This window comes from Streptomyces sp. NPDC002054, assembly GCF_040296685.1.
Taxonomy (GTDB): Bacteria; Actinomycetota; Actinomycetes; order Streptomycetales; family Streptomycetaceae; genus Streptomyces.
Genome location: NZ_JBEOXT010000024.1, coordinates 65911 through 87902 on the forward strand (window position 1 = coordinate 65911; position 21992 = coordinate 87902).

The following is a 21992-nucleotide window of genomic DNA, read 5'->3' on the forward strand; positions in this document are numbered from 1 at the left end:
GAACCCCATGGCCAGCGAAGCGATCCGGCGGCTTGCCGACGAGGTGGTCGACCACCGGTTCAAGGGCCTCCCGCCGGACGCCGAAGCCGCCGGACTGACCGTCGGGCAGCTCGCCGCCGAGCGGCGCGGCCTCCACACCGGCGGGTTCACCACCCCGGTGCTGACCCTCGACGCGCAGGCCCTGGAGCACAACCTGGCCGCCCTGAGCGCCTTCTGCGCCCGCCACCGGCTCGCCTTCGCCCCGCACGGCAAGACCTGCATGGCACCGCAGCTGTTCGAGCGGCAGCTGGAGCAGGGCGCCTGGGGCATCACCGTCGCCATGCCCCACCAGGCGCGGGTCTGCCGGGCCTTCGGCGTCCGGCGGATCTTCCTGGCCAACGAGCTGGTCGACGCCGCCGCCCTCCACTGGGTGGCCGCCGAGCTCGCCGCGGACCCGGAGTTCCGCTTCGTCTGCTACGTCGACTCCGTTCGCGGGGTGGAGCTGATGGACGCGGCCCTGGCCGGCCGGGACGCCACCGTGGACGTGGTGGTGGAGCTCGGCGCCGGCGCCGAGGGCCGGACCGGGATCCGGACCGAGGAGGAGTGCGTCGCGGTCGCCGAGGCCGTCGCCGCCTCCGGGCGGCTCCGCCTGGTGGGCGTCGCCGGTTACGAGGCCACCATGCCGGGTGCCGACGCCACCACCGTCCGGGTGTGGCTGCGCCGGCTGACCGCCCTCGCCGCGGACCTCGACAAGCGCGGCCTGTTCGCCGGTGTCACGGAGGCCGAGGAGATCATCGTCAGTGCGGGCGGCAGCGAGTGGTTCGACGCCGTCGCCGAGGTGTTCGCGGAGGTCCCCGCGCTGTCCCGGCCGGTCCTGAAGCTGCTCCGCTCCGGGGCGTACATCTCCCACGACCACGGCTGGTACTCCGGCCTCACCCCCTTCAACCGGATCCCGGAGGAGGGCGGCCTGCTGCCCGCCTTCCGGCTCTGGACCCAGGTGGTGTCCCGGCCCAACCCCGGCCAGGCCTTCATCAACGCCGGCAAGCGCGACATCGCGTACGACCTGGGGCTGCCCGAGGTGGTCGCGGTGCGCGGGGCCGACGGGAGCGAGCGGCCGGGCACCGGGATCACCGTGACCAAGCTGTCCGACCAGCACGCCTGGCTGGAGACCGGGCCGGAGGCCCGCCTGGAGGTCGGGGACTGGGTCTCGCTCGGCATGGCCCACCCGTGCACCATCTTCGAGAAGTGGCCGCTGATCCCGGTGGTCGAGCCCGACGGCACGGTCACCGACTGCATCCGGACCTTCTTCTAGCCCTGGACTCCTGGCCATGGACCTGGTCATCCGCGGGGCCCGGGTCCTCGACGGCACGGGCGGGCCCTCGTACACCGCCGACGTCGGCGTGCACGAGGGCCGGATCACGGCCATCGGGCATGTCCCGCCGGGCCGGGAGACCATCGACGCGCACGGCCTCGCGCTCGCTCCCGGCTTCATCGACATGCACGCCCACAGCGATCTCGCGCTGCTCCGCGACCCCGACCACAGCGCCAAGGCCGCCCAGGGCGTGACCCTGGAGGTCCTGGGCCAGGACGGGCTGTCGTACGCGCCCGTGGACGACCGCACCCTCGCCGAGGTCCGCGCCGCCATCGCCGGCTGGAACGGGACCGGCGAGGACCTCGACGTCGACTGGCGGACCGTCGGCGAGTACCTGGACCGCCTCGACCGGGGCATCGCCGTCAACGCCGCCTACCTGGTGCCGCAGGGCACCGTACGGGCGTACGCGCTCGGCTGGGAGGACCGCCCGGCGACCGCTGCCGAGCTGGACCGGATGCGCGCCCTGGTCGCGGAGGGGCTGGCGCAGGGCGCGGTCGGGATGTCCTCGGGGCTGACCTACACCCCGGGCATGTACGCCTCCGGGTCCGAACTGACCGAGCTCTGCCGGGTCGTGGCCTCGTACGGCGGCTACTACTGCCCGCACCACCGCAGTTACGGCCGGGGCGCCCTCGCCGCCTACGCCGAGATGGTCGCGCTGGCCGCGGAGGCGGGCTGCGCCCTGCACCTCGCCCACGCCACCATGAACTTCGCCGAGAACGCGGGCCGGGCCGGGGAGCTGCTGGACCTGCTGGACCGGGCCCTGGCGGCCGGCGCGGACATCACCCTGGACACCTACCCGTACACCCCCGGATGCACCACGCTGGCCGCCCTGTTGCCGAGCTGGGCGAGCGAGGGCGGGCCGGCGGCGGTGCTGGAGCGGCTGCGGGACGACCGGGAGGCGGAGCGGATCCGCCACGCGCTGGAGGTGGAGGGCGCGGACGGCTGCCACGGGGTGCCGGTGGACTGGTCGGCGATCGAGGTGTCGGGGGTGCGCGATCCGGCCCTGTCGGCGTACACCGGGCGTCGGTTGGACGGCTGGGCCACGGCCCGGCACCTGCTGCTGGCGGACCGGCTGGGCACCTCGGTCCTCCAGCACGTGGGCCACGAGGAGAACGTACGGGCGATCATGCGGCACCCGGCTCACACCGGGGGCTCGGACGGCATCCTGCAGGGCGCCAAGCCGCATCCGCGGGCGTACGGCACCTTCCCGCACTACCTGGGCCGGTACGTCCGCGAGTTGGGGATCCTGAGCCTGGAGGAGTGCGTGGCGCATCTGGCGGGCCGGCCGGCGGCCCGGCTGCGGCTGCCCGACCGGGGGCTGGTCCGCGAGGGCCACCGGGCGGACCTGGTCCTCTTCGATCCGGAGACGGTCGCGGCGGGTTCGACGTACGACGATCCCCGGCGACTGCCCGTCGGGATCCCGTACGTGCTGATCGACGGGCGGTTCGTGATGCGGGACGGGCGCCGGACCGATGTGCTGGCCGGGCGTTCCGTCCGCCGCACCGGTGCGACCATGTGACCTTTACGATGGGCGCCATGCTCGCCTTTGCCCCGGCTGCCCTGTTTTTTATCTTCTTCTGCGTGAGCGTGCGGGAGGACCGCCGGCGGTTCCAGAACGCCGTCCTGCTGGGCCTGGCCTTCATCAGCCTGTCGGCGGCACTGCTCCTCCAGGTGGTGCCGCGGCTGCCCTCCGCCCTGGCGGCCGTCATCCTGGCGCTGGTCTTCCTGGTTCCCGCGCTCGGGGTGCTCGTCCTGGGCGGGTTCCTGATCGCCAACGGCCTGACCATGGTCCGCAAGGAGGGGCGACGGCCGGCCAATCTGCTGTCCGGGCTGCTGGGCGTGGCGATCTACGTCATGGTCGTGCTGCTGTTCCTGGCCGCCGGCAGCGGCTCCCCGGGCCTCGACGCGGTCGTGGCGGCGCTGATGCTGCTCGCGGTGTACGTGTCCTTCATCTTCCTGTGCTTCCTCGGGTACGCCTTCCTGTACGGGCGGATCAGGGTGCGCGGCGATGTGGACTATGTGGTGGTGCTCGGGTCCGGTCTGATCGGGGGCGAGCGGGTGCCGCCGCTGCTGGCCTCGCGGCTGGAGAAGGGCCGGCAGATCCACGCCGCCCAGGCGGCGCGGGGCGAGCGGGTGCCGCTGCTGCTCACCTCGGGCGGGCAGGGCCCGGACGAGAAGCTTCCGGAGGCCCGCGCGATGGCGGACTGGCTGATCGCGCAGGGGGTGCCGGCGGAGCACGTCGTGGTGGAGGACCGCTCGCGCACGACCACCGAGAACATGGAGTTCAGCCGGGAGATCATGACGGCGGCCCGGCCGGGCTACCGCTGTGTGGTGGTCACCAACGACTTCCACGCCTTCCGGGCGGCGATGACGGCCCGCCGGGCCGGGGTCAACGGGCAGGTGCTGGGCTCGCCCACGGCCCGCTACTTCTGGCCGAGCGCCACGATCCGCGAGTTCGTGGCCGTGTTCTGGGAGCACCGGGCGGTCAACCTGAGCATCTGCGGGCTGCTGACCGCGGCCGGGGTGATCGCCGGGTTCCAACTCTGAGAGCGGCGGTGGCACGCAGTGCCGCGGCGACGGTTCCGGTGGGGGTCTGCGGAAACCGCAGAAATCCGAACGGACGGGCGGAAGCCGCCAGTTGGCCCCTCTCCCGGCGTTATGGCCGGCCAGGCCCCGCGTCGCGCCGACCGGACCCCGACGGTCGACATGCGTTCATGTCCGACCGGCCGGAGGATGGGGGTCCAGGGGGTATCCGAGGGAGGTACGACATGGCCGGTGAATCGGACCAGCAGCCCAAGAGCGTAAGCCGCCCGTCGAAGCTGTACAGCGGCGGCGAGCGGCCCTACGACCCCGAGGACCTGGTGATGGCCACGGGCGCCGACCCGACTCCGGAGCGGGTCGAGAAGGCCCGGAAGCTGATCGAGAAGGAGGGCCCGCAGGTCATCGAGCGCTACCTCCCGTAGCGCGCGGGACCACCCCAGACCCGGACCCCGGGGCGGGACGGTCGCCCCGGGATCCGGCCGCGCCCGGGCTCGGCCGGGCGGGCTCCGCTCGGGACGGGGCTCACCGGGACGGGGACCGGGGGCGACTCAGCCTGCTCGGCCCTCTCGGCCCTCTCGGCCCTCTCGGCCCTCTCAGCCTGCCTTCGCCCGGAACGTCTGCCGGTACGCCAGTGGCGCCACGCCGATCGCCGCCGCCAGGTGCCGCCGCAGCGAGGCCCCGGTCCCCAGCCCGGCCTCCGCCGCGATCCGGTCCACCGGCAGGTCCGTGACCTCCAGCAGCCGCCGCGCATGCTCGATCCGCTGCCGGGTCAGCCACTGGCCCGGGGTCATGCCGACCTCGTCCCGGAACCGGCGCGAGAAGGTCCGTACGCTCATCCCCGCGTGCCGCGCCAGCTCGGCCAGCGCGATCGGCCCGCCCAGCCGCTCCAGTGCCCACGCCCGGGTGGCAGCCGTACCCGCCCCCGAAACCTCCGGCACCGGCCGCTCGATGAACTGCGCCTGCCCGCCCTCCCGCCACGGCGGCACCACGCACAGCCGGGCCACCCGGTTGGCGACCGTACTGCCGTGGTCCCGGCGCAGCAGGTGCAGGCACAGGTCCACGCCGGCCGCCACCCCGGCGGCGGTGAGCACCTGCCCGCCGTCCACGAACAGCACGTCCGGATCCACCTGCACCTGCGGAAAGGCCCGCTGGAAGTGCTCGGCCTCGTTCCAGTGGGTGGTGGCCCGCCGCCCGTCCAGCAGACCGGCGGTGGCCAGCACGTACGAGGCGGTGCACATGGAGACAATCCGTGCGCCGGCCGGCAGCCGCCCAAGGGTCCGCGCCAGCTCCTCCGGCAGCCAGTCCTGCTCGGCATCCTCGCCGACACCACAGGTGAAGGGCGGGATGACGAGGGTGTCCGCGGTGGCGACGGCCTCCCCGCCGTGCTCCACGGCCACGCTGAAGTCGGCGCTGGTCCGCACCGGCCGGCCGTCGAGGCTACAGGTCAGCACCTCGTACAGCGGCTCCCCGGCCGGGCCCTCGGCCGTACCGAAGATCCGTACCGGGATGGTCATCTCAAACGGATACACGCCCTCCAGGGCCAGCACGACGACCCTGTGCACTCCACGCCCCGACAGCATGGCCAGATCTTTTCACATCGTGTCACTCCGGCCACTCGTCCGGACCGCACCCGCCCACCATCCTTGATCACATGACGCAGACGACGCGGACGGCACAGACGACACAGACGACACAGACCATGCAGGCCGTCACCCAGACCGGCTTCGGCGGCCCGGAGGTGCTCCGCCTCACCGAGACCGCCCGCCCCGAACCCGGCCCCGCCGAGGTCCTCGTACGGATCCACGCCGCGGCCGTGAACCCCACCGACATCTGGCACCGCGCCGTCGGCGGCCTGGCGGGCACCGACGCCCCGCCGGTCCCGCTGGGCTGGGACCTGTCCGGCACCGTCGAGGCGGTCGGCATCGGGGTGACCCTCTTCGCCCCGGGCGACGAGGTCTTCGGCATGCCCCGCCATCCCGCACCCGCCGGCACCCACGCCGAGTACGCCACCTCCCCCGCCCGCCACCTGGTCCGCAAGCCCGCCGCCCTCGACCACGTGCAGGCCGCCGCCCTCCCGCTGGCCGCCCTGACGGCCTGGCAGGCCCTGGTGGACACCGCCGGCGTCCGCCCCGGACAGCGCGTCCTGATCCACGCGGCGGCCGGCGGGGTCGGCCACCTGGCCATCCAGATCGCCAAGGCGAAGGGCGCGTACGTCATCGGCACCGCGAGCGCCGCCAAGCACGAGCTGGTCCGCTCCTTCGGCGCCGACGAGCTGATCGACTACCGGACCGTGGCCTTCGAGGAGGCGGTGACCGACGTCGACATCGTGATCGACACCATCGGCGGCGAGTACGGCCCCCGCTCCCTGCGCACGCTGCGCCCCGGCGGGATCGTGGTCTCCCTCGCCTCCCCGGCCGAGGCGGCCCTGGCCGCGCAGGCGGAACCGCTGGGCTTGCGGGCCGTGTTCATGGCCGTGGAAGCCGACCACGCGGGCCTGCAGGAGATCGCCGCGCTCGCGGCGTCGGGCCGGCTGCGCCCCCACATCGCGGAGACCTTCCCCCTCTCCGAGGTGGCGAAGGCACACGAACTCTCCGCATCGGGCCGCACCACCGGCAAGATCGTCCTGACCACCGGAACCACCGAAATCTGAGGAAGGAGAACTCCCCATGGCGACATACATCCTCGTCCCCGGCGCCTGGCACGGCGCCTGGACCTTCGAACCCCTCGCCCGCGAACTGCGCCGGGCCGGCCACGAGGCCTACCCGGTCACCCTGACCGGCGTGGGCGCGGCACGGACGAAACCGGCTACGCGAGCGCACCCCTCCCCTTCTTCGACCCCCGCGCCACCCCGCACCCGCTGGCCTCCCTCCTCCAGGCGGTTCGCCTGGAGAACGATCTGGCCCGCTTCGACAAGTCCTACGTCTACGCAACGGGCTGGCCCACCCCCTCCCCCTTCACCGCCCTCCACGACCGCCTGGCCGCCGCCCCGCACTGGCACACGTACGCGATCGACTCGGGCCACAACGTGATGCGCGAGGCCCCGGAGGAACTCCTGAAGATCCTCCCCGCCCACGCCGGACATACAACCCGATAACCGCCACAAACCTGGACGTTTAACGTTACTCCGGACGTCGCTGCTCGTTAACCCGCACGTCGCCGACGCACGGAGAGCAGGCCGCACATGCACCAGGTCAAGGACGACTGGGACCACCCCACGGACCCCGAGCCGGGCTGGAAGCTGGACCACGTACGCGAGTACGTCGAAACCCACGGCGCAGCCGGCCACCTCTGGCACGGGGTCCCGACCCTCCTCCTCACCACCCTCGGCCGCACCTCCGGCCGCCCGGTCCGCACCCCGCTGATCTACGGCGAGGACCCCGACGACGGCTGCTACATCCTGGTCGCCTCGGCCGGCGGCGCCGACGAGCACCCGCACTGGTACCGCAACCTGGACGCCGACCCGGAGGTCCGCGTCCAGATCGGCCCGGAGGTCTTCCACGCCAAGGCCCGCACCGCCACCCCGGAGGAGCACGAGACCTACTGGGGCCTGATGACCGGCCTCTGGCCCCGGTACGACGACTACCAGGCCCGCACCACCCGCAAAATCCCCCTGGTCCTCCTCAACCGCTGACCCGGGCCCCCTCGGGGGCGTCCGGGTGCCTCCGGGCGCCTCCGGGATGCGCGCACGACCGTCCGGCCGGAAGCTGGGCGCATGCACCACGCGCCGTTCGTCGTCCACCGGATCCTCCCCTCGGGAGGCCGCCGCGTCTCCCTCCTGGTGAGCGGCCACGACGAGCCCCTCGGCCTGGCCCGGTCCGATGCCGACGTGATCGAGTTCCTGCGCCGGGCGGACGTGCCCGACCCGGACGAGATCGTGCTCGGAGACTCCCCCCTGGTGGAGTGGACGGGCGGCGAGCCCCACCGCTACGACGCCGAGGAGCCCACCACCGACCTCCCCTGACCGGAGGTATCAGGCCTCCCCGGCAAGCAGCCCCAGCTCGAACCAGACCGTCTTCCCGATCCCGCCCTCCCGCGGCTCCGCCCCCACCGCATCGGCCAGCGCCGCCACCAGACCCAGCCCCCGCCCGGACTCCCCCAGCACCCCGGGCGCACGGCTCACCGGCAGCTGCCCGTCCGCATCGAGCACCTCCACCCGCAGCCGCCCCTCACCCCGGTGACACCGCACCCACACCTCCCGCCCGGCCGGCACCCGCGCATGCCGGACGGCATTCGTCACCAGCTCACTGAGCAGCAGCACGGCATCCCCGGCGGTCTCCTCGTCCACCTTCCACTCCTTCGCCTGAGCCGCCAACACCTGCCGCGCCCGCCCGACGCTCCGCGCCGTACGCGGAAAGTGCCACTCGATCGTGTCGTCCATGCTCCAGAGGGTCCCGATCCGGGTATGGGCCCGGCGAGTAACGAGGCGGGGGCGACCGGAGGTTGTACCCGCCGGGTACCAGGGGAGGACACGGGTGACCGAAGCGTGGCGGTACGGCGGCAACCAGATCAAGCTGTGGCGCACCGAAGCGGGCGTCACCCGGGAGGCACTGGCCCAGGAGGCGGGCTACGGCGCCGAAACGGTGAAGTCCATGGAACAGGGCCGCCGCCGCCCGACCCTGCGACTCCTCCAGATCGCGGACACGATGTTCGGCGCGAGCGGCAAGCTGATGGCCGCTGCGGAGTACATGAAGCCGGAGCCGTTCCCGAAGCGGTCCGAGGAGTACATGGCCGCGGAGGCGGAGGCGTACGGGATCAACTGGTACGAGCCGCTCACCATCCCGGGGCTGCTCCAGACCGAGGAGTACATCCGCGGGCTGATGAGCGAGACGTACCCGCCACTGGACGACGAGACCGTGGAGGAACGGGTCCGAGCCCGGCTCGAACGCCAGGCGACCATGGTCCGCCGGATCGGCACGGTCTACGGATTCATCATCTACGAGGCAGCCTTGCGCACCGGCGTCGGCGGACCAGAGGTCATGCGTCAGCAACTGTTCCATCTGTTGGAGCTCGCCACGCTACGCAATGTCGGCATCCAGATCTTGCCGATGGGCCGTGCCTGCGGTGTGGCCCTCCAGGGCCCGGTGATCCTCGTGGAGACCCCAGAGCATCAGCTCTGGGCATGGTGCGACGGCCAGGAGACCAGCGCCGCATACTCCGCCCCCGACAAGGTCGGCGCCCTCACCCAGTCCCATGGCATGATCCGGATGCACGCCCTCGGCGCGGCGGAATCGGCCGAGTTCATCAAAAAGCTCGCGGAGGAGCTATGAGCAGCAGCCGACTGACGTGGTTCAAGTCCAGCTACAGCGACAGCCAGGGCGGCGCCTGCGTCGAAGTCGCCCTGAACTGGCACAAGTCGGCGTACAGCGACTTCGAAGACGCCAGCTGCATCGAGGTCGCCACCTGCCCCCACACCGTCCACGTCCGCGACTCCAAGCTGGGCGCGACGAGCCCCACCTTCACGGTCCCGTCCACCGCCTGGTCCGCCTTCCTCGCTCACGCGAAGTCGTAGACCGTCACGTCCAACCCGCGGGCGCACAACGCCTCGGTGATCAGCGGTTCGACACGTGACCACTTGCCGCCCGCCAGCCCGCACCCGATGCGCGGCATGTGCACCGAGGCCCCCAGGGCCTCGGCGTGGCCGGCCAGCGCGCCAAGGCAGCGCTCCAGCGCGTCGTAACGGATCGGCGGGCCGCCGCTGCCCGTCCGTATCCCCCGCTGCCCCACCATGTTGGCGACCCACACATCGCCCCGCACCTGCACCAGCTGCACGGCCCCGAGCCCGAAGTCGTTCTTCGCGCGCGCCCTGTGCCAGGCCCTGAATTCGGCCTCCGGCTGCGGCCACCTCCGCGAGATCGCCAGCACGAACCCTTTGCCCCACCCGCCCAGGTCATTGCACACATGCGCAATCACCTTCGGCCCCTTGGCCTGCGGACTGGTCGCATCCCCCGCGATGAACTTCAGCACCTTCATCCCCCACCCCGTTCGGTCAGTCCCAGTGTGCAGGGGAGGTCTGACAACCCAGGGAAAATTCGGTTTCAACCTTTAGCGTGCGGCAGCGCTCTGAAGTGGGGTGACAGGCAAGGGCCCCTTGAAACGGGCCCCGGAAAGGAGAGCAGATGCCGGACAACGGCCCGGGCTCCGAAGCGCCAGAGGGCCCCCACGGGCCCGAGAGCTTCGAGACCTTCGCCCGGGCAAGCCAGAGACGGCTGTACCGGACCGCGTACCTGCTGTGCGGTGACACCGACACAGCCCGGGATCTGACGCAGACCACGCTCGCCAAGATGTTCCAGCACTGGAAGCGGGCGAGTGCCGCCGACCACATAGAGGCCTACGCCAGGACCGTGCTGACCCGCACCTACCTGGCCGAGCGGCGGCGACGGCTGCGGGACCTGCTGGCGCACTCCCGCCCGGACCCCCGGCCCGCGCCCGACCACGCCGACCTGCGGGTGACCCTGCTGTCGGCCCTGGCCGGGCTGCCGCCCAGGGCCCGAGCCATGGTCGTCCTGCGGTACTGGGAGGACCAGAGCGTCGAGTCCGTCGCCGAGCTCATGAAATGCAGCGAATCCACGGTCAAGAGCCAGTGCTCACGCTCCCTGGCAAAGCTGCGCACCCAACTGGGTGAGGCCCACAACTACGCGACGTGGAGCTGAGGAACCGCATGGAAGACAACATGCCCGTAGAAGACCGCCAGAACGCCCTGCTGGTCAGGGACGCCATGGAACGCACGGTGGCGGAGCTCCAGTCGGTCCACGACCTGGTGCCCACCGCGATCGCCCAGGGCCGACGCCGCAGGATGCGCGCCCGACTCGCGATCGCCGGTGTGGTCGCCGCTGCGGCCGGGGCCGTGGTGTTCGGCTCCGTGGCGCTGCCCGCCGCTGGCGGCGGTGAGACAACGATCCACCCCGCCGCCACCGGCACACCCGCACCCGGCAAATCACTCGCCCCGGTTCCGGTCCCGGAACCGAAGCCCTACCGGACGCCGGTCCACATCGCACCCACCAGCAGCGACGAACCGTCGATGTCAGACCTGCCGTCCGCGGAGCGGGAACGGCGGGAGCAGCACCAGCAGCGCGCGGCGCTCCTCATGGAGGAGCTGCTGCCGGACGCGGTGGGTCTGATCCGGCCGGTCGACCTGAACGTGACGCACTACCAGGGCGAGACGAAGGACGGAAAGGTCTATCCCGTCATCTTCTCGGTGCGACCGCCAAACGGCAGCTCGCGCCTGACGTCATGCCCCGAGGATGCCCGCATCGTCAAGGCCGGAAGCTGTGCGCGGGCCACCCTGCCGGGCGGCATCCAGGCGATCGCATTCAGCTTCACCACCGACTCGCCGGAGACCACGGCCACCACGGTCCAGTTCTCCTATGGGAAGAGCGAGGTCTCCCTCACCATCAACCCGGACCCGAAGGGCAAGGCCTCGGCTCCGGTCACCAGCAACCAACTCCTGGCGGCAGCAGCCGACTCCCGCTTCCTGGACCTGGTCCGGTACGCCGACCAGAACCCGATGCAGGAACGCCAGCAAGTCATCCCCGGGGGCTGAGGGGACACGGCGCGGGCGGGCTCCCTTGCCCCCGCTCGGGACCGAGGCGAGACGGCGCTTCGCCTGAACGGATTCCGGACGTCGGGCGGGGAGCACGAACCCCTGATATCAAATTCCACCCCACTTGATATCATCAAGGCCCGCAGAGCGACGTGAGGGAGTTGCCATGAGCCGCACCGTCATAGACATCGACGACAAGATGCTCGCCGAGGCGGCCGAGATTTTCGGCACGACCACCAAAGTCGCCACGGTCAATGCCGCCCTTGAGGACGCAGTCAACCGCCGCAAGCGCGAATCGTTCCTCGGCTGGCTCGCCGAAGGCGGCCTGCCGGACCTCACCGGGCCGGTGGAGCCCGAATGCGGGGCCCAGCCAGCAGCATGAACACCCAGCGCTACCTCATCGACAAGTCCGCCCTTGCCCGATATCCGCGCCCCGCAGTACGCGCCGTCCTCGACCCCCTGCACCGGGCGGGACTGCTCGCGGTCTGCGGGGCGGTCGAGCTGGAAGTCCTCTACAGCGCCCGATCCAAGGCGGATGCGGAGCGGATCCGTGACGAGATGCGCGGATTCGAGTGGCTGCCGACACCGGACGAGGTCTGGGACCGGGCATTCGAAGTCCAGACCCAGCTCATCGGCCACGGCAACTGGCGGGCCGTCTCCATGGCGGATCTCCTCATCGCCGCCACGGCAGAGCGGCACGGCGCCATCGTGCTGCACTACGACGGGGACTACGACATGATCCGCGCGGTCACGGCCCAGCCGACGCAGTGGGTGGTCCCGGCCGGCACCGCCGACTGACCCCGGACCGCACCCCGCAGAGGGCCGGGGGCCGCCAAAGCAACCGGAGCGCGTAGCGATCTGCGGCGCCGGGGGCTCCGCCCGGCGCAATGGGCTCGGCTTCGGGAATCGGAGCTCTCCGCCCGACAGGACGGCCGGTCGGGCGGCAGCCGCTGCCCCGCCCCTTGGGCGTGGCAGCATCTGGGCACCTGCCCCCACGCCGTCCCTCCCCCGGGGGCCGCCCGACAGTCCTTGTCTTTCCGGGACCGGCCGACCTGTCAAGGGTGAAGCGAAGCGGAATCGCGCAGCGACGCGACCGAAGGGAGCGCCCTTGACAGGGCGGACGGGCACGGAAGGACAGTGAGGACTGACGGGCAGCCCCCGGACACCACCTGATCCCGCCCAGGCGACCCCCCAGCCCCGCCCCGCAACCGGACGAGGCCGCAGCCCGGGCCGGCCGTCCCCCACCCCGCTTGTCGGCAGGGCGGGCTCCGCCCCCAGCGGACCCCCGGAGCCGCGGCTCCGGCTCTGGGCTCCGCCCAACGGAGGCAAGGCACCCCGCCCCGCTACCGGACCCGCCCGGCCAGAGCCCGCAGGGGGCGGGCGGCAAACCCCGCCGCACCCCGGCCCCGAGAAGGGGGCAAAGAAGCGGGCCCGCGCCCGGCACCCCGTTGCCCCGACCTGACGCCCCCGAAGGAGTGACAAGGGCAACACGGGTTCACCCGCGGGCGCGCGACCGCACAGGTTCCGTAGGTGGGAGCAGGGCGGTAGCCCTGCTTTCCAAGGGGCGGCGGCATTCCCGCCTCCCCATCCCCCGAACCGGGACATTTCTCCACCCCCGCCGCACCACACCACACCCCAAAAGCCGAAGCGGCGCAGCCACCCGCCCCGTAAGCTCCCGTCATGCAGGTGATCCAGTCAACGAAGCTCGCCAATGTCTGCTACGAGATCCGCGGCCCCGTGCTCGAAGAGGCCATGCGACTCGAAGCAGCAGGTCATCGCATCCTCAAGCTCAACACCGGCAACCCCGCAGCCTTCGGCTTCGAGTGCCCGCCGGAGATCCTTGAGGACATGCTCCGCAACCTCGGCAGCGCACACGGCTACGGGGACGCCAAGGGCCTGCTGTCCGCACGCCGTGCGGTGGTGCAGCACTACGAGACCAAGGGCATCGCGCTGGACGTCGAGGACGTCTACCTCGGCAACGGCGTCTCCGAGCTGATCCAGATGTCGATGCAGGCGCTGCTCGACGACGGCGACGAGGTGCTCGTCCCGGCCCCGGACTACCCGCTCTGGACCGCCTCGGTCTCCCTCGCCGGCGGCACCGCCGTGCACTACCGCTGCGACGAGCAGTCCGACTGGATGCCGGACCTGGCCGACATCGAGCGCAAGATCACCGACCGCACCCGCGCGCTCGTGATCATCAACCCGAACAACCCCACCGGCGCCGTCTACGACGACGAGATGCTGCGCGGCCTGACGGACATCGCCCGCCGCCACAACCTGGTCGTCTGCTCCGACGAGATCTACGACCGGATCCTCTTCGACGGCGCCACGCACACCAACACCGCCGCGATCGCGCCGGACCTGCTGTGCCTCACCTTCAACGGCCTGTCCAAGAACTACCGCGTCGCCGGCTACCGGGCCGGCTGGATGGCGGTCTGCGGCCCCAAGCACCACGCGGCCTCGTACATCGAGGGCCTCACCATCCTGGCGAACATGCGCCTCTGCGCGAACATGCCGTCCCAGCACGCCGTGGCCACCGCCCTCGGCGGCCGGCAGTCGATCAACGACCTGGTGCTGCCGGGCGGCCGGCTGCTGGAGCAGCGCGACACGGCGTACGACCTGCTGACGCAGATCCCCGGCATCAGCTGCGTGAAGCCCAAGGGCGCGCTGTACCTGTTCCCCAAGCTGGACCCGGCCGTATACAAGATCAAGGACGACCGGCAGATGGTCCTCGACCTGCTGCGGGCCGAGAAGATCATGGTGGTCCACGGCACCGGCTTCAACTGGACCGAGCCGGACCACTTCCGGATCGTGACCCTGCCCAACGCCACGGACCTCGCCGACGCCGTCACCCGGATCGGCAGCTTCCTGGACGGCTACTCCCAGCACTGACCTGCACCGACCCGCACCAACCCGCATCCGTCGACAACACTCGACCGGATTCGGCTCAAATTTAGACCCAATCCAATGTAGGATGGTCTCCTGACCACGCAGGAGGCCTTCCTCATGTACGAGCCGAACCGCAAGACGGCGGCTGCGGTCCACCGCATGGGCCGCGGCCGTGCCGACTACCCGCACCGCAGCCGCGCCGAGGAGCTGGACATCCAGCTCGCCGGACACCTGTCGGCCCTGCTCACCGTCACCGACGAGCTCGGCCTCGACAAGGCCGCCGAGCAGATCGCCACCCAGGTGGCCCGGCTGCGCGGCACCCCGCCGGCCCGGCACGCCGGACTGTCCGGTGAGCCCCGCTCCGCCCTGCACCGCCGCGCGCACGACCTCGCCGCGCGGGTACTCCTCGTCGCCGCCTCGCGCGCCGACACCGGTGTCGCGATCCTCGCTGCCGAGCAGATGGACGCGCACACCGCCGCCCTCGCCGCCACCGACCTGGCCGGCGCCCTCTGACGGCCCCGGTCCGAGGCCGCGGAGGCCTCGGACCGGGAGCCACACGTCTCACCCCAACCCCGACGCCGCGAATTCCGCCCCCACCACCCCGCACCACGGAGCCACCCCGGCCGGCCACACCGGACCGACCGCCTCCCCGTGCGCGATGACGCCCGGCGCCACCCGGTCCAGCCGCACCAGCGCCTGCACCGTGCCCACCGGCGGGTCCTGACGGAACTCGACCGTCACCACGTACGACCCCACCCCCGGCGCCCGGCTGGTCACCTCGACGGCCGCCAGCAGCCGCCGACTTGCCGGATCGATTCGGCAGCCGGACACCGCCGCATCCTCCGCCGGAACGTGCGCCGCCGCGCCCGCCGGCTGCGACGACCCGCCGCTCGCCCAGACGTACAGTCCCAGCGGGGCGAAGACGAGCAGCGCCGCCAGACCCACCAGGCCGACGAACCAGCTGTGCCATCTCGGCGCACTCCTCGACGTTTTCATGGTCCGAACCTCCTTCCCATGCCATGTCGAAGTGGGACCACCTCGTCACCTGACGTTCATTCAACTCAGCGCGGAATGTGGGTTTCCGTGAGCACGCTGCCCACGTGAGACGCATCCTCGGAATCGTCCTGGCAGTCCTGCTGATCGGTGGCGTGGTAGCCGTCATCTTGGCAGGAGGCGGACCTCAGGACCCAGAACACACGGCAACGAAGACCGTGCACGGCGTAATCGGCTCGGAGAAGTCCGAGTTCTTCGCCGACCCCGACGTGGTGAAGGCCCTTTCCGCCAAGGGCTACACCGTCAAGACGGAGACGTCCGGCTCCTGGGCCATGGACCAACTCCCCCTCAACTCCTACGACTTCGCATTCCCCGGCAGCAGCGAACCCGCCAAGGAGGTCAAGGCCAAGGCCGGGGTCCAGAGCTCGCAGGTGGTGCCTTTCTTCTCGCCGCTCGTCGTGGTCACCCGTACGGGAACCGCTCAGGTGCTCGCCGAGAACGGACTCGTCCGGATGACCGGGAAGAACACCGGCACCCTCGCCATGGGCGCCTTCGTCAAGGCCGCCGGCGAGGACCGCACCTGGCAGCAGCTCAAGGGCTCCGAAGCCCACCCCGAGCTCCTCGGGAAGGTCCTCATCCGGTCCACCGACCCGAGCTCCTCCAACTCCGGTGCGCTCTACCTCGCCGCCCTCTCCAACGTCGCCAACGGCCACACCGTCGTCTCCGACGCCAAGGGCATCGAAGCCACCGCCCCGCTGCTCAACAAGGTCACCGCCCCGCAGGGCCAGCAGCCGCCCAGCACCGACGCCCCGTTCCGGGAGTTCGTCAGCGGGGCCGGCCAGCCGCTCGTCCTCGTGTACGAGTCCCAGGTCGCGGCGCTGCTGCTGCGCAACCAGCCCGCCGGGGACATGGTCGTGCTCTACCCGGACACCACCGTCAACAGCGACCACACCTTCGTCCCGCTGAACGACAAGGCCAAGGAGCTCGGAGAGCTGCTCTCCACCGATCCCCGGCTGCGCGAGCTGGCGGTCCGCCACGGGTTCCGGCCGCAGAACGGCGTCCAGGAGTTCACCAAGGCCACCGCCCCGCACACCGCCTACCTCAACCAGAACCTGGCCGGCATCAACCAGGTCGGCACACCCACCGTGAAGATCCTGCAGACGCTCGCCGAGCGGGCCAAGGGCTAGAGGACGAGTACGCAGATGACACTGACACCACCCGAGGACCCGGCCGCCACCGCACCGCTCGTCCTCACCGCGCCCGAGCCCGTCGCCCCCGTCCGCCGGGAGCAGGCCTCCGGCCTGGTCCCGCTCCAGGACGGGGTCCGCGAGGAGATGGCCCGGCGGGCCGGGGAGTACGTCGGCACGCTCGCCGGACTCGACGCCCGCTCCCCCGAGTTCGCCACCCGGATCGGCGAGATCGCCGGCCTCGGCGCCGCCGACATCCGCAGCGCCGCCCAGCAGTCGAACCGGATGCTGGACCGGGCGGTGCGCTCGCTTTCCGACGGCAAGGCCAACGGCAAGGCCGACGGCGGCGACGCGCAGAGCCGGGTCGCCGGCTCGCTGGTCGAGCTGCGCCGCACCGTCGAGGACCTCGACCCCCGCGACACCCCCGCCAAGGGCGCCCGCAGACTCCTCGCCAAACTGCCCGGCGGCAACCGGTTCCGCGACCACGTGGCCAAGTACGCCTCCTCGCAGGCCACCCTCAACAAGATCGTCGGCGCGCTGCGCAGCGGCCAGGACGAGCTGCGCCGCGACAACGCGGCCCTGCACACCGAGCGGGCCCGGCTCTGGGAGACCATGGGCAAGCTCCAGGAGTACGCCGTCCTCACCGAGGCCCTGGACACAGCCGTCGAGCAGCGCGTGGCCGAGGTCGGGCTGAGCGATCCGCAGCAGGCGGACGCGATGCGGGCGGACGTCCTCTTCCCGGTCCGGCAGAAGCACCAGGACCTGCTGACCCAGCTGGCCGTCTGCGCCCAGGGCTACCTGGCCATGGACGTGGTCCGGCGGAACAACGACGAGCTGATCAAGGGTGTGGACCGGGCGGCAACCACCACGGTGTCCGCACTGCGGATCGCCGTGATGCTCGCCTCCGCGCTGGACAACCAGCGCATGGTGGTCGAGCAGGTCAACACGCTGCGGAACACCACCGAGGATTTGATCCGCGGAAATGCGGAGATGCTGAGCACCCAGAGCGGGGAGATCCAGCGGATCGCGGCCGATCCGGCGGTGGGGGCGGAGACCCTGCGCTCCGCGTTCGCACAGATCTACCAAACCCTGGACACCATCGACACGTTCAAGGTGCAGGCGACGGAGAACATGGCGGCGACAGTGGAGTCGCTGACGGGTGAGCTCCAGGCGGCCTCCGCATATCTGGCGCGGACCCGGACCGCGGGCGCCCTCGAAGGCGGTGACCGGTGAGCCGGCACAACAACCGCCGGACCGGCCGCCGCAACAGCCGCGGCTGGGCCGGCGCCCTGCTGGCCGGGCTGCTGACGGTGACCGGCGCCGGCTGCACCTCCGACGGCGGAGACGGCGGCAACCGCGACGATCAGGGCAAGCCCTCGCAGCAGCCGAGCAGCACCGCGTACAAGCCCGGCACGCTCCGGGTCCTGGCCTCCAGTGAGCTCGGCGACATGGAGCCGCTGCTGGAAGAGGCGCGGAAGGCGACGGGCGTCAGGGTGGAGCCGACCTGGACGGCGACCCTGGACGCCGTCGAGCAGGTGGCCTCCGGGGCCGCCGACGGGAAGTACGACGCCATCTGGCTGGCCTCCAACGACTATCTGCGGCTGCGGCCCCAGGCCGCCGGGAAGCTCAGCTCCGAAACCCCGCTGATGTCGTCACCGGTCGCGCTCGGCATGAAGCCCGAGGCGCTGGCCCGGCTCGGCTGGAAGCCGGAGGAGGTGACCTGGTCCGCCGTGCACCAGGCCGTCACCGCCGGGAAGCTCACGTACGGGATGACGGACCCGGTGCGGTCCAACTCCGGTTTCTCCGCACTGGTCTCGGTCGCCTCCGGCCTGTCCGGCGCGCAGGCCGCGCTCACCGCCGAGGACGTGAAGCGGGTGACTCCCCAGCTGAAGGAGTTCTTCGCCGGGCAGAAGCTGACCTCCGGCTCCTCCGGCTGGCTGGCCACCGCCTATCTGGGGCGCAAGGATGTTGACGCGCTGGTCAATTACGAGTCCGTGCTGCTGGGCATGAACCGGGACAGCAAGACCGGCCTGACCGTGGTCCGGCCGCGGGACGGGGTCGTCACCGCCGACTATCCGCTGACCCTGCTCACCTCCGCCCCGGCCGGGGCCCGCGAGTCCGGGCGGGTGCTCACCGAGTACCTGCGCGGTACGGCGGCCCAGCAGGCCATCACCGACCGGACCTTCCGGCGCCCGGTCACCCCGGGGGTCGTCCCCGCGGCGGGACTGGCCGGGGAGCCGCGCCGCGAGCTGCCGTTCCCGGGCACGCCGGCCGTCGCCGACGGGCTGCTGTCCTCGTACGAGAACGAGCTGCGCCGCCCCTCCCGCACGGTGTACGTGCTGGACACCTCCGGGTCGATGGCCGCCGACGACCGGATCGGGAAGCTGAAGAAGGCGCTCACCGATCTGACCGGCAGCGGGAGTTCGGGGACGGGACGGCGGTTCCGGGACCGCGAGGAGGTCACGCTCCTGCCGTTCGGGTCCTCGGTGAAGAGGGTACGGACCCATGTGGTGGAACCGGGCAATCCCGAGGCGGCGCTGGGGGCCGTGCGCCAGGACGTGAACTCCCTGACCCCGGAAGGGGGTACGGCGGTCTACAGCAGTCTGGAGGCGGCGTACCAGCACCTGGGGAAGGGCTCCGCGGACGCGTTCACCTCGATCGTGCTGATGACGGACGGGCAGAACACCGAGGGGGTGGACGCCGGGCACTTCGACTCGTTCTACGCCAAGCTGCCCGAGGCGCAGCGGACCACCCCGGTGTTCGCGGTGCTGTTCGGGGACTCGGACCGCAAGGAGCTGTCGCACATCACCGAGCTGACCGGTGGGCGCCTCTTCGACGCCACCGACGGGAAGGGCTCCCTGGACGGGGCCTTCGAGGAGATCCGTGGCTACCAGTAGAAGCAGTAGCAGAAGTAACAGCAGAGCCCTGGCATACCTGGAGTCGAGGAAGAACCTGGCGGGCAGTGCCTGCGGGGTGGTGGGCGTCGGCCTGGCCCTCACGGGTGCGGCCGGCAGCCTCTGGCCGCTGGTGGTCGTCGGTCTGTACGCCGCGGGCGCGCTGATCGCCCCGCCGGAGCGGGTCGCTCCGCCGGAGTTCGATCCGAGCGAGCAGCTGGGCGTCCTTAGGGAGGACTTCGGGCGGCTGCGGGAGTACCTGGCGGAGGTGGAGCTGCCGCCGGCGGCCGGCGGGAAGCTGACCGAGCTGCTGGAGCTGTACGGGCGGCTGCTCGATCCCGGCTGGGTGGCCGACGTGCTGGCCGCCGATCCGGAGTCGGTGCACGCCCTGTCGCGGGCGGTGCGGACCGATGTGCCGGAGTCGGTGGACACGTACAACCGGGCCCGCTGGTGGAACCGGCTGCAGCCCGGGACGGTGCCGCCGGAGCGGCATCTGGAGCGGCAGCTGTCGGTGCTGTTCGACGAGGCGGAACGCCTGACGGCGGGCCTCCACGAGGTGGAGACCCGCCGTCAGCAGACGCACACGACCTATCTGGAGGAACGAGGACGCTCCTGACAGGCCGGGTGCTGCGGTGGGCGCCGCTTGGTCGGGGGCTCCCACAGCGGTGGGACGCCGCTTGGTCGGGGGCTCCCACGTTCAATGCGCGCCGATTCGGCGCGGCTCGGTCAGCCGAGCCGCTCCACCAGCGCGTGGTACTGGTCCCACAGCTCCTTCGGAGTGTGGTCGCCGTAGGTGTTCAGGTGCTCGGGGACCAGGGCGGCCTCCTCGCGCCAGACCTCCTTGTCGACGGTGAGGAGGAAGTCCAGGTCCTCGGCCGGGAGGTCCAGGCCTTCGAGGTCCAGGGACTCCTTGGACGGCAGGATGCCGATGGGGGTCTCGACGCCCTCGGCGGTGCCGTCGAGGCGGCCGACGATCCACTTCAGGACGCGGCTGTTCTCGCCGAAGCCCGGCCACACGAACTTGCCCGCGTCGTTCTTGCGGAACCAGTTCACGTAGTAGATCTTCGGGAGCTTCGACTGGTCCTTGTCGGCCGCGACCTTGACCCAGTGGGCCATGTAGTCGCCCATGTTGTAGCCGCAGAACGGCAGCATGGCGAAGGGGTCGCGGCGCAGCTCGCCGACCTTGCCCTCGGCGGCGGCGGTCTTCTCGGAGGCGATGTTCGAGCCGATGAAGACGCCGTGGTTCCAGTCGAAGGACTCGGTGACCAGCGGGACGGCGGAGGCGCGGCGGCCACCGAAGAGGATCGCGGAGATCGGGACGCCCTTGGGGTCCTCCCACTCGGGGGCGATCGTCGGGCACTGCGAGGCGGGGACGGCGAAGCGGGCGTTGGGGTGGGCCGCCGGGGTCTCGCTCTCCGGGGTCCAGTCGTTGCCCTTCCAGTCGATGAGGTGGGCGGGCGCCTCCTCGGTCATGCCCTCCCACCACACGTCGCCGTCGTCGGTGAGCGCGACGTTGGTGAAGACCGTGTTGGCGTACATCGTCTTCATGGCGTTGGCGTTGGTGTGCTCGCCGGTGCCGGGGGCGACGCCGAAGAAGCCGGCCTCGGGGTTGATCGCGTAGAGGCGGCCGTCCTCGCCGAAGCGCATCCAGGCGATGTCGTCGCCGATGGTCTCGACCGTCCAGCCGGGGATCGTGGGCTCCAGCATGGCGAGGTTGGTCTTGCCACAGGCGGACGGGAACGCGGCGGCGACGTAGCGGGCCTCACCCTGCGGCGGGGTGAGCTTGAGGATCAGCATGTGCTCGGCGAGCCAGCCCTCGTCGCGCGCCATGACGGAGGCGATGCGCAGCGCGTAGCACTTCTTGCCGAGCAGGGCGTTGCCGCCGTAGCCGGAGCCGAAGGACCAGATCTCGCGGGTCTCCGGGAAGTGCGAGATGTACTTGGTGGTGTTGCAGGGCCACGGGACGTCGGCCTCGCCCTCGGCGAGCGGGGCGCCGAGGGTGTGGACGGCCTTGACGAAGAAGCCGTCGGTGCCGAGCTCCTCGAGGACGGCCTGTCCCATGCGGGTCATGGTGCGCATGGCGACCGCGACGTAGGCGGAGTCGGTGATCTCGACGCCGATCGCGGAGAGGTCGGAGCCGAGGGGGCCCATGCAGAACGGGACGACGTACATCGTCCGGCCCTTCATGGAGCCGCGGAAGATACCTTCCTGCCCCGCAAAGATCTCCTTCATCTCGGAAGGAGCCTTCCAGTGGTTGGTCGGGCCCGCGTCCTCTTCCTTCTCGGAGCAGATGAAGGTCCGGTCCTCGACGCGCGCGACGTCGGAGGGGTCGGAGGCGGCGTAGTACGAGTTCGGGCGCTTGACCGGGTCGAGCTTCTTGAAGGTGCCCTTCGCGACGAGCTCCTCGCACAGGCGCTCGTACTCGGCCTCGGAACCGTCGCACCAGACGATCCGGTCGGGCTGGGTGATCGCTGCGATCTCGTTCACCCAGGAGATCAGTTCCTGGTGCTTCGTCGGGACGGTGGTGGGAGCCGCGTTGTCGCGCGCCACGATTGCTCCTTGTAGAGGGGTTTTTTGGGTATGCCCCGTGGGGGCTG

General features: G+C 71.4%; 24 protein-coding genes. 19 read left to right on the forward strand and 5 right to left on the reverse strand.

The features are described from left to right. Window positions 1-7 precede the first annotated feature (7 nt). The 4 genes from ABT123_RS22240 to ABT123_RS22255 all read left to right on the forward strand — a co-directional run bounded on the left by ABT123_RS22240 (window position 8) and on the right by ABT123_RS22255 (window position 4314). The gene (locus ABT123_RS22240) at window positions 8-1291 is read left to right on the forward strand and encodes an alanine racemase (protein WP_351317353.1); all 1284 of its coding nucleotides are present in this window, start codon (window positions 8-10) and stop codon (window positions 1289-1291) included. A 16-nt stretch (window positions 1292-1307) separates the two neighbouring features. Continuing rightward, window positions 1308-2870, forward strand: coding sequence for an N-acyl-D-amino-acid deacylase family protein (locus ABT123_RS22245; RefSeq protein ID WP_351317356.1), 1563 nt, complete (start codon window positions 1308-1310; stop codon window positions 2868-2870). 17 nt (window positions 2871-2887) lie between these two features. Further along, on the forward strand, window positions 2888-3898 hold the full coding sequence (locus tag ABT123_RS22250; RefSeq protein WP_351317358.1) for a YdcF family protein: 1011 nt from the start codon (window positions 2888-2890) through the stop codon (window positions 3896-3898). Between the two features lie 221 nt (window positions 3899-4119). Next, entirely contained in the window at window positions 4120-4314 is a 195-nt protein-coding gene (locus ABT123_RS22255) for a hypothetical protein (RefSeq protein ID WP_351317361.1), read from the forward strand. 171 nt (window positions 4315-4485) lie between these two features. Here the strand turns inward: ABT123_RS22255 and ABT123_RS22260 are convergent, their stop codons facing one another. Then, window positions 4486-5472, reverse strand: a complete 987-nt coding sequence (locus ABT123_RS22260; protein WP_351317364.1) for a GlxA family transcriptional regulator — start codon at window positions 5470-5472, stop codon at window positions 4486-4488. A gap of 71 nt (window positions 5473-5543) precedes the next feature. Here ABT123_RS22260 and ABT123_RS22265 point away from each other — a divergent pair, with 71 nt between their 5' ends. The 3 genes from ABT123_RS22265 (at window position 5544) to ABT123_RS22275 (ending at window position 7853) form a co-directional block, all read left to right on the forward strand. Continuing rightward, window positions 5544-6542 carry an NADP-dependent oxidoreductase gene (locus tag ABT123_RS22265; RefSeq protein ID WP_351317367.1) on the forward strand — a complete coding sequence of 333 codons (999 nt, stop codon included), beginning with the start codon at window positions 5544-5546 and terminating at the stop codon, window positions 6540-6542. 531 nt (window positions 6543-7073) lie between these two features. Beyond that, window positions 7074-7523 carry a nitroreductase family deazaflavin-dependent oxidoreductase gene (locus tag ABT123_RS22270; protein ID WP_351317370.1) on the forward strand — a complete coding sequence of 150 codons (450 nt, stop codon included), beginning with the start codon at window positions 7074-7076 and terminating at the stop codon, window positions 7521-7523. A gap of 81 nt (window positions 7524-7604) precedes the next feature. Further along, on the forward strand, window positions 7605-7853 hold the full coding sequence (locus ABT123_RS22275) for a hypothetical protein (RefSeq protein WP_351317373.1): 249 nt from the start codon (window positions 7605-7607) through the stop codon (window positions 7851-7853). 9 nt (window positions 7854-7862) lie between these two features. Here the strand turns inward: ABT123_RS22275 and ABT123_RS22280 are convergent, their stop codons facing one another. Further along, window positions 7863-8270, reverse strand: a complete 408-nt coding sequence (locus ABT123_RS22280) for an ATP-binding protein (protein WP_351317375.1) — start codon at window positions 8268-8270, stop codon at window positions 7863-7865. A 94-nt stretch (window positions 8271-8364) separates the two neighbouring features. On the opposite strand from ABT123_RS22280, the gene ABT123_RS22285 reads away from it, so the two are divergent. Both ABT123_RS22285 and ABT123_RS22290 read left to right on the forward strand, forming a co-directional pair. After that, window positions 8365-9159, forward strand: a complete 795-nt coding sequence (locus tag ABT123_RS22285) for a helix-turn-helix domain-containing protein (protein WP_351317378.1) — start codon at window positions 8365-8367, stop codon at window positions 9157-9159. After that, complete coding sequence (locus ABT123_RS22290) at window positions 9156-9401, forward strand: DUF397 domain-containing protein (RefSeq protein ID WP_351317381.1); 246 nt, start codon at window positions 9156-9158, stop codon at window positions 9399-9401. Before ABT123_RS22285 ends, ABT123_RS22290 begins: the two co-directional genes overlap by 4 nt. Here the strand turns inward: ABT123_RS22290 and ABT123_RS22295 are convergent. After that, window positions 9386-9862 (reverse strand): macro domain-containing protein, encoded by a 477-nt coding sequence (locus ABT123_RS22295; protein WP_351317384.1) that lies wholly within the window; start codon window positions 9860-9862, stop codon window positions 9386-9388. The genes ABT123_RS22290 and ABT123_RS22295 overlap by 16 nt on opposite strands. A 146-nt stretch (window positions 9863-10008) precedes the next feature. Here ABT123_RS22295 and ABT123_RS22300 point away from each other — a divergent pair, with 146 nt between their 5' ends. From ABT123_RS22300 to ABT123_RS22325, 6 genes are all read left to right on the forward strand, one after another. After that, window positions 10009-10542: a SigE family RNA polymerase sigma factor gene (locus tag ABT123_RS22300; RefSeq protein WP_351317387.1), complete on the forward strand. Its 534-nt coding sequence runs from the start codon at window positions 10009-10011 to the stop codon at window positions 10540-10542. Between the two features lie 20 nt (window positions 10543-10562). Next, window positions 10563-11432, forward strand: a complete 870-nt coding sequence (locus tag ABT123_RS22305) for a hypothetical protein (protein WP_351317390.1) — start codon at window positions 10563-10565, stop codon at window positions 11430-11432. A 166-nt stretch (window positions 11433-11598) separates the two neighbouring features. Beyond that, window positions 11599-11814, forward strand: a complete 216-nt coding sequence (locus ABT123_RS22310) for a type II toxin-antitoxin system VapB family antitoxin (protein ID WP_351317393.1) — start codon at window positions 11599-11601, stop codon at window positions 11812-11814. After that, window positions 11790-12230 (forward strand): PIN domain nuclease, encoded by a 441-nt coding sequence (locus ABT123_RS22315; RefSeq protein WP_351317396.1) that lies wholly within the window; start codon window positions 11790-11792, stop codon window positions 12228-12230. The genes ABT123_RS22310 and ABT123_RS22315 overlap by 25 nt, the downstream gene beginning before the upstream one ends. Before the next feature lie 882 nt (window positions 12231-13112). Continuing rightward, window positions 13113-14324, forward strand: coding sequence for a pyridoxal phosphate-dependent aminotransferase (locus ABT123_RS22320; RefSeq protein WP_351317398.1), 1212 nt, complete (start codon window positions 13113-13115; stop codon window positions 14322-14324). A 114-nt stretch (window positions 14325-14438) separates the two neighbouring features. Continuing rightward, window positions 14439-14834, forward strand: coding sequence for an SCO4983 family protein (locus tag ABT123_RS22325; RefSeq protein ID WP_351317401.1), 396 nt, complete (start codon window positions 14439-14441; stop codon window positions 14832-14834). A 48-nt stretch (window positions 14835-14882) separates the two neighbouring features. On the opposite strand, the gene ABT123_RS22330 is transcribed toward ABT123_RS22325, so the two are convergent. Beyond that, the gene (locus ABT123_RS22330) at window positions 14883-15317 is read right to left on the reverse strand and encodes a hypothetical protein (RefSeq protein ID WP_351317404.1); all 435 of its coding nucleotides are present in this window, start codon (window positions 15315-15317) and stop codon (window positions 14883-14885) included. 104 nt (window positions 15318-15421) lie between these two features. Between ABT123_RS22330 and ABT123_RS22335 the strand changes: the two genes are divergently transcribed. Genes ABT123_RS22335 through ABT123_RS22350 form a run of 4 tightly spaced genes read left to right on the forward strand, consistent with a single transcriptional unit; the run spans window position 15422 to window position 20011 of the window. After that, window positions 15422-16501, forward strand: a complete 1080-nt coding sequence (locus ABT123_RS22335; protein ID WP_351317407.1) for a substrate-binding domain-containing protein — start codon at window positions 15422-15424, stop codon at window positions 16499-16501. 15 nt (window positions 16502-16516) lie between these two features. After that, complete coding sequence (locus ABT123_RS22340) at window positions 16517-17734, forward strand: toxic anion resistance protein (protein WP_351317410.1); 1218 nt, start codon at window positions 16517-16519, stop codon at window positions 17732-17734. Further along, window positions 17731-19398 (forward strand): substrate-binding and vWA domain-containing protein, encoded by a 1668-nt coding sequence (locus ABT123_RS22345; RefSeq protein ID WP_351317413.1) that lies wholly within the window; start codon window positions 17731-17733, stop codon window positions 19396-19398. The genes ABT123_RS22340 and ABT123_RS22345 overlap by 4 nt, the downstream gene beginning before the upstream one ends. Continuing rightward, complete coding sequence (locus tag ABT123_RS22350) at window positions 19385-20011, forward strand: hypothetical protein (RefSeq protein WP_351317416.1); 627 nt, start codon at window positions 19385-19387, stop codon at window positions 20009-20011. The genes ABT123_RS22345 and ABT123_RS22350 overlap by 14 nt, the downstream gene beginning before the upstream one ends. 110 nt (window positions 20012-20121) lie before the next feature. Here ABT123_RS22350 and ABT123_RS22355 read toward each other — a convergent pair whose 3' ends face one another. Then, window positions 20122-21945 carry a phosphoenolpyruvate carboxykinase (GTP) gene (locus ABT123_RS22355; protein WP_351317418.1) on the reverse strand — a complete coding sequence of 608 codons (1824 nt, stop codon included), beginning with the start codon at window positions 21943-21945 and terminating at the stop codon, window positions 20122-20124. Window positions 21946-21992: the final 47 nt, after the last annotated feature.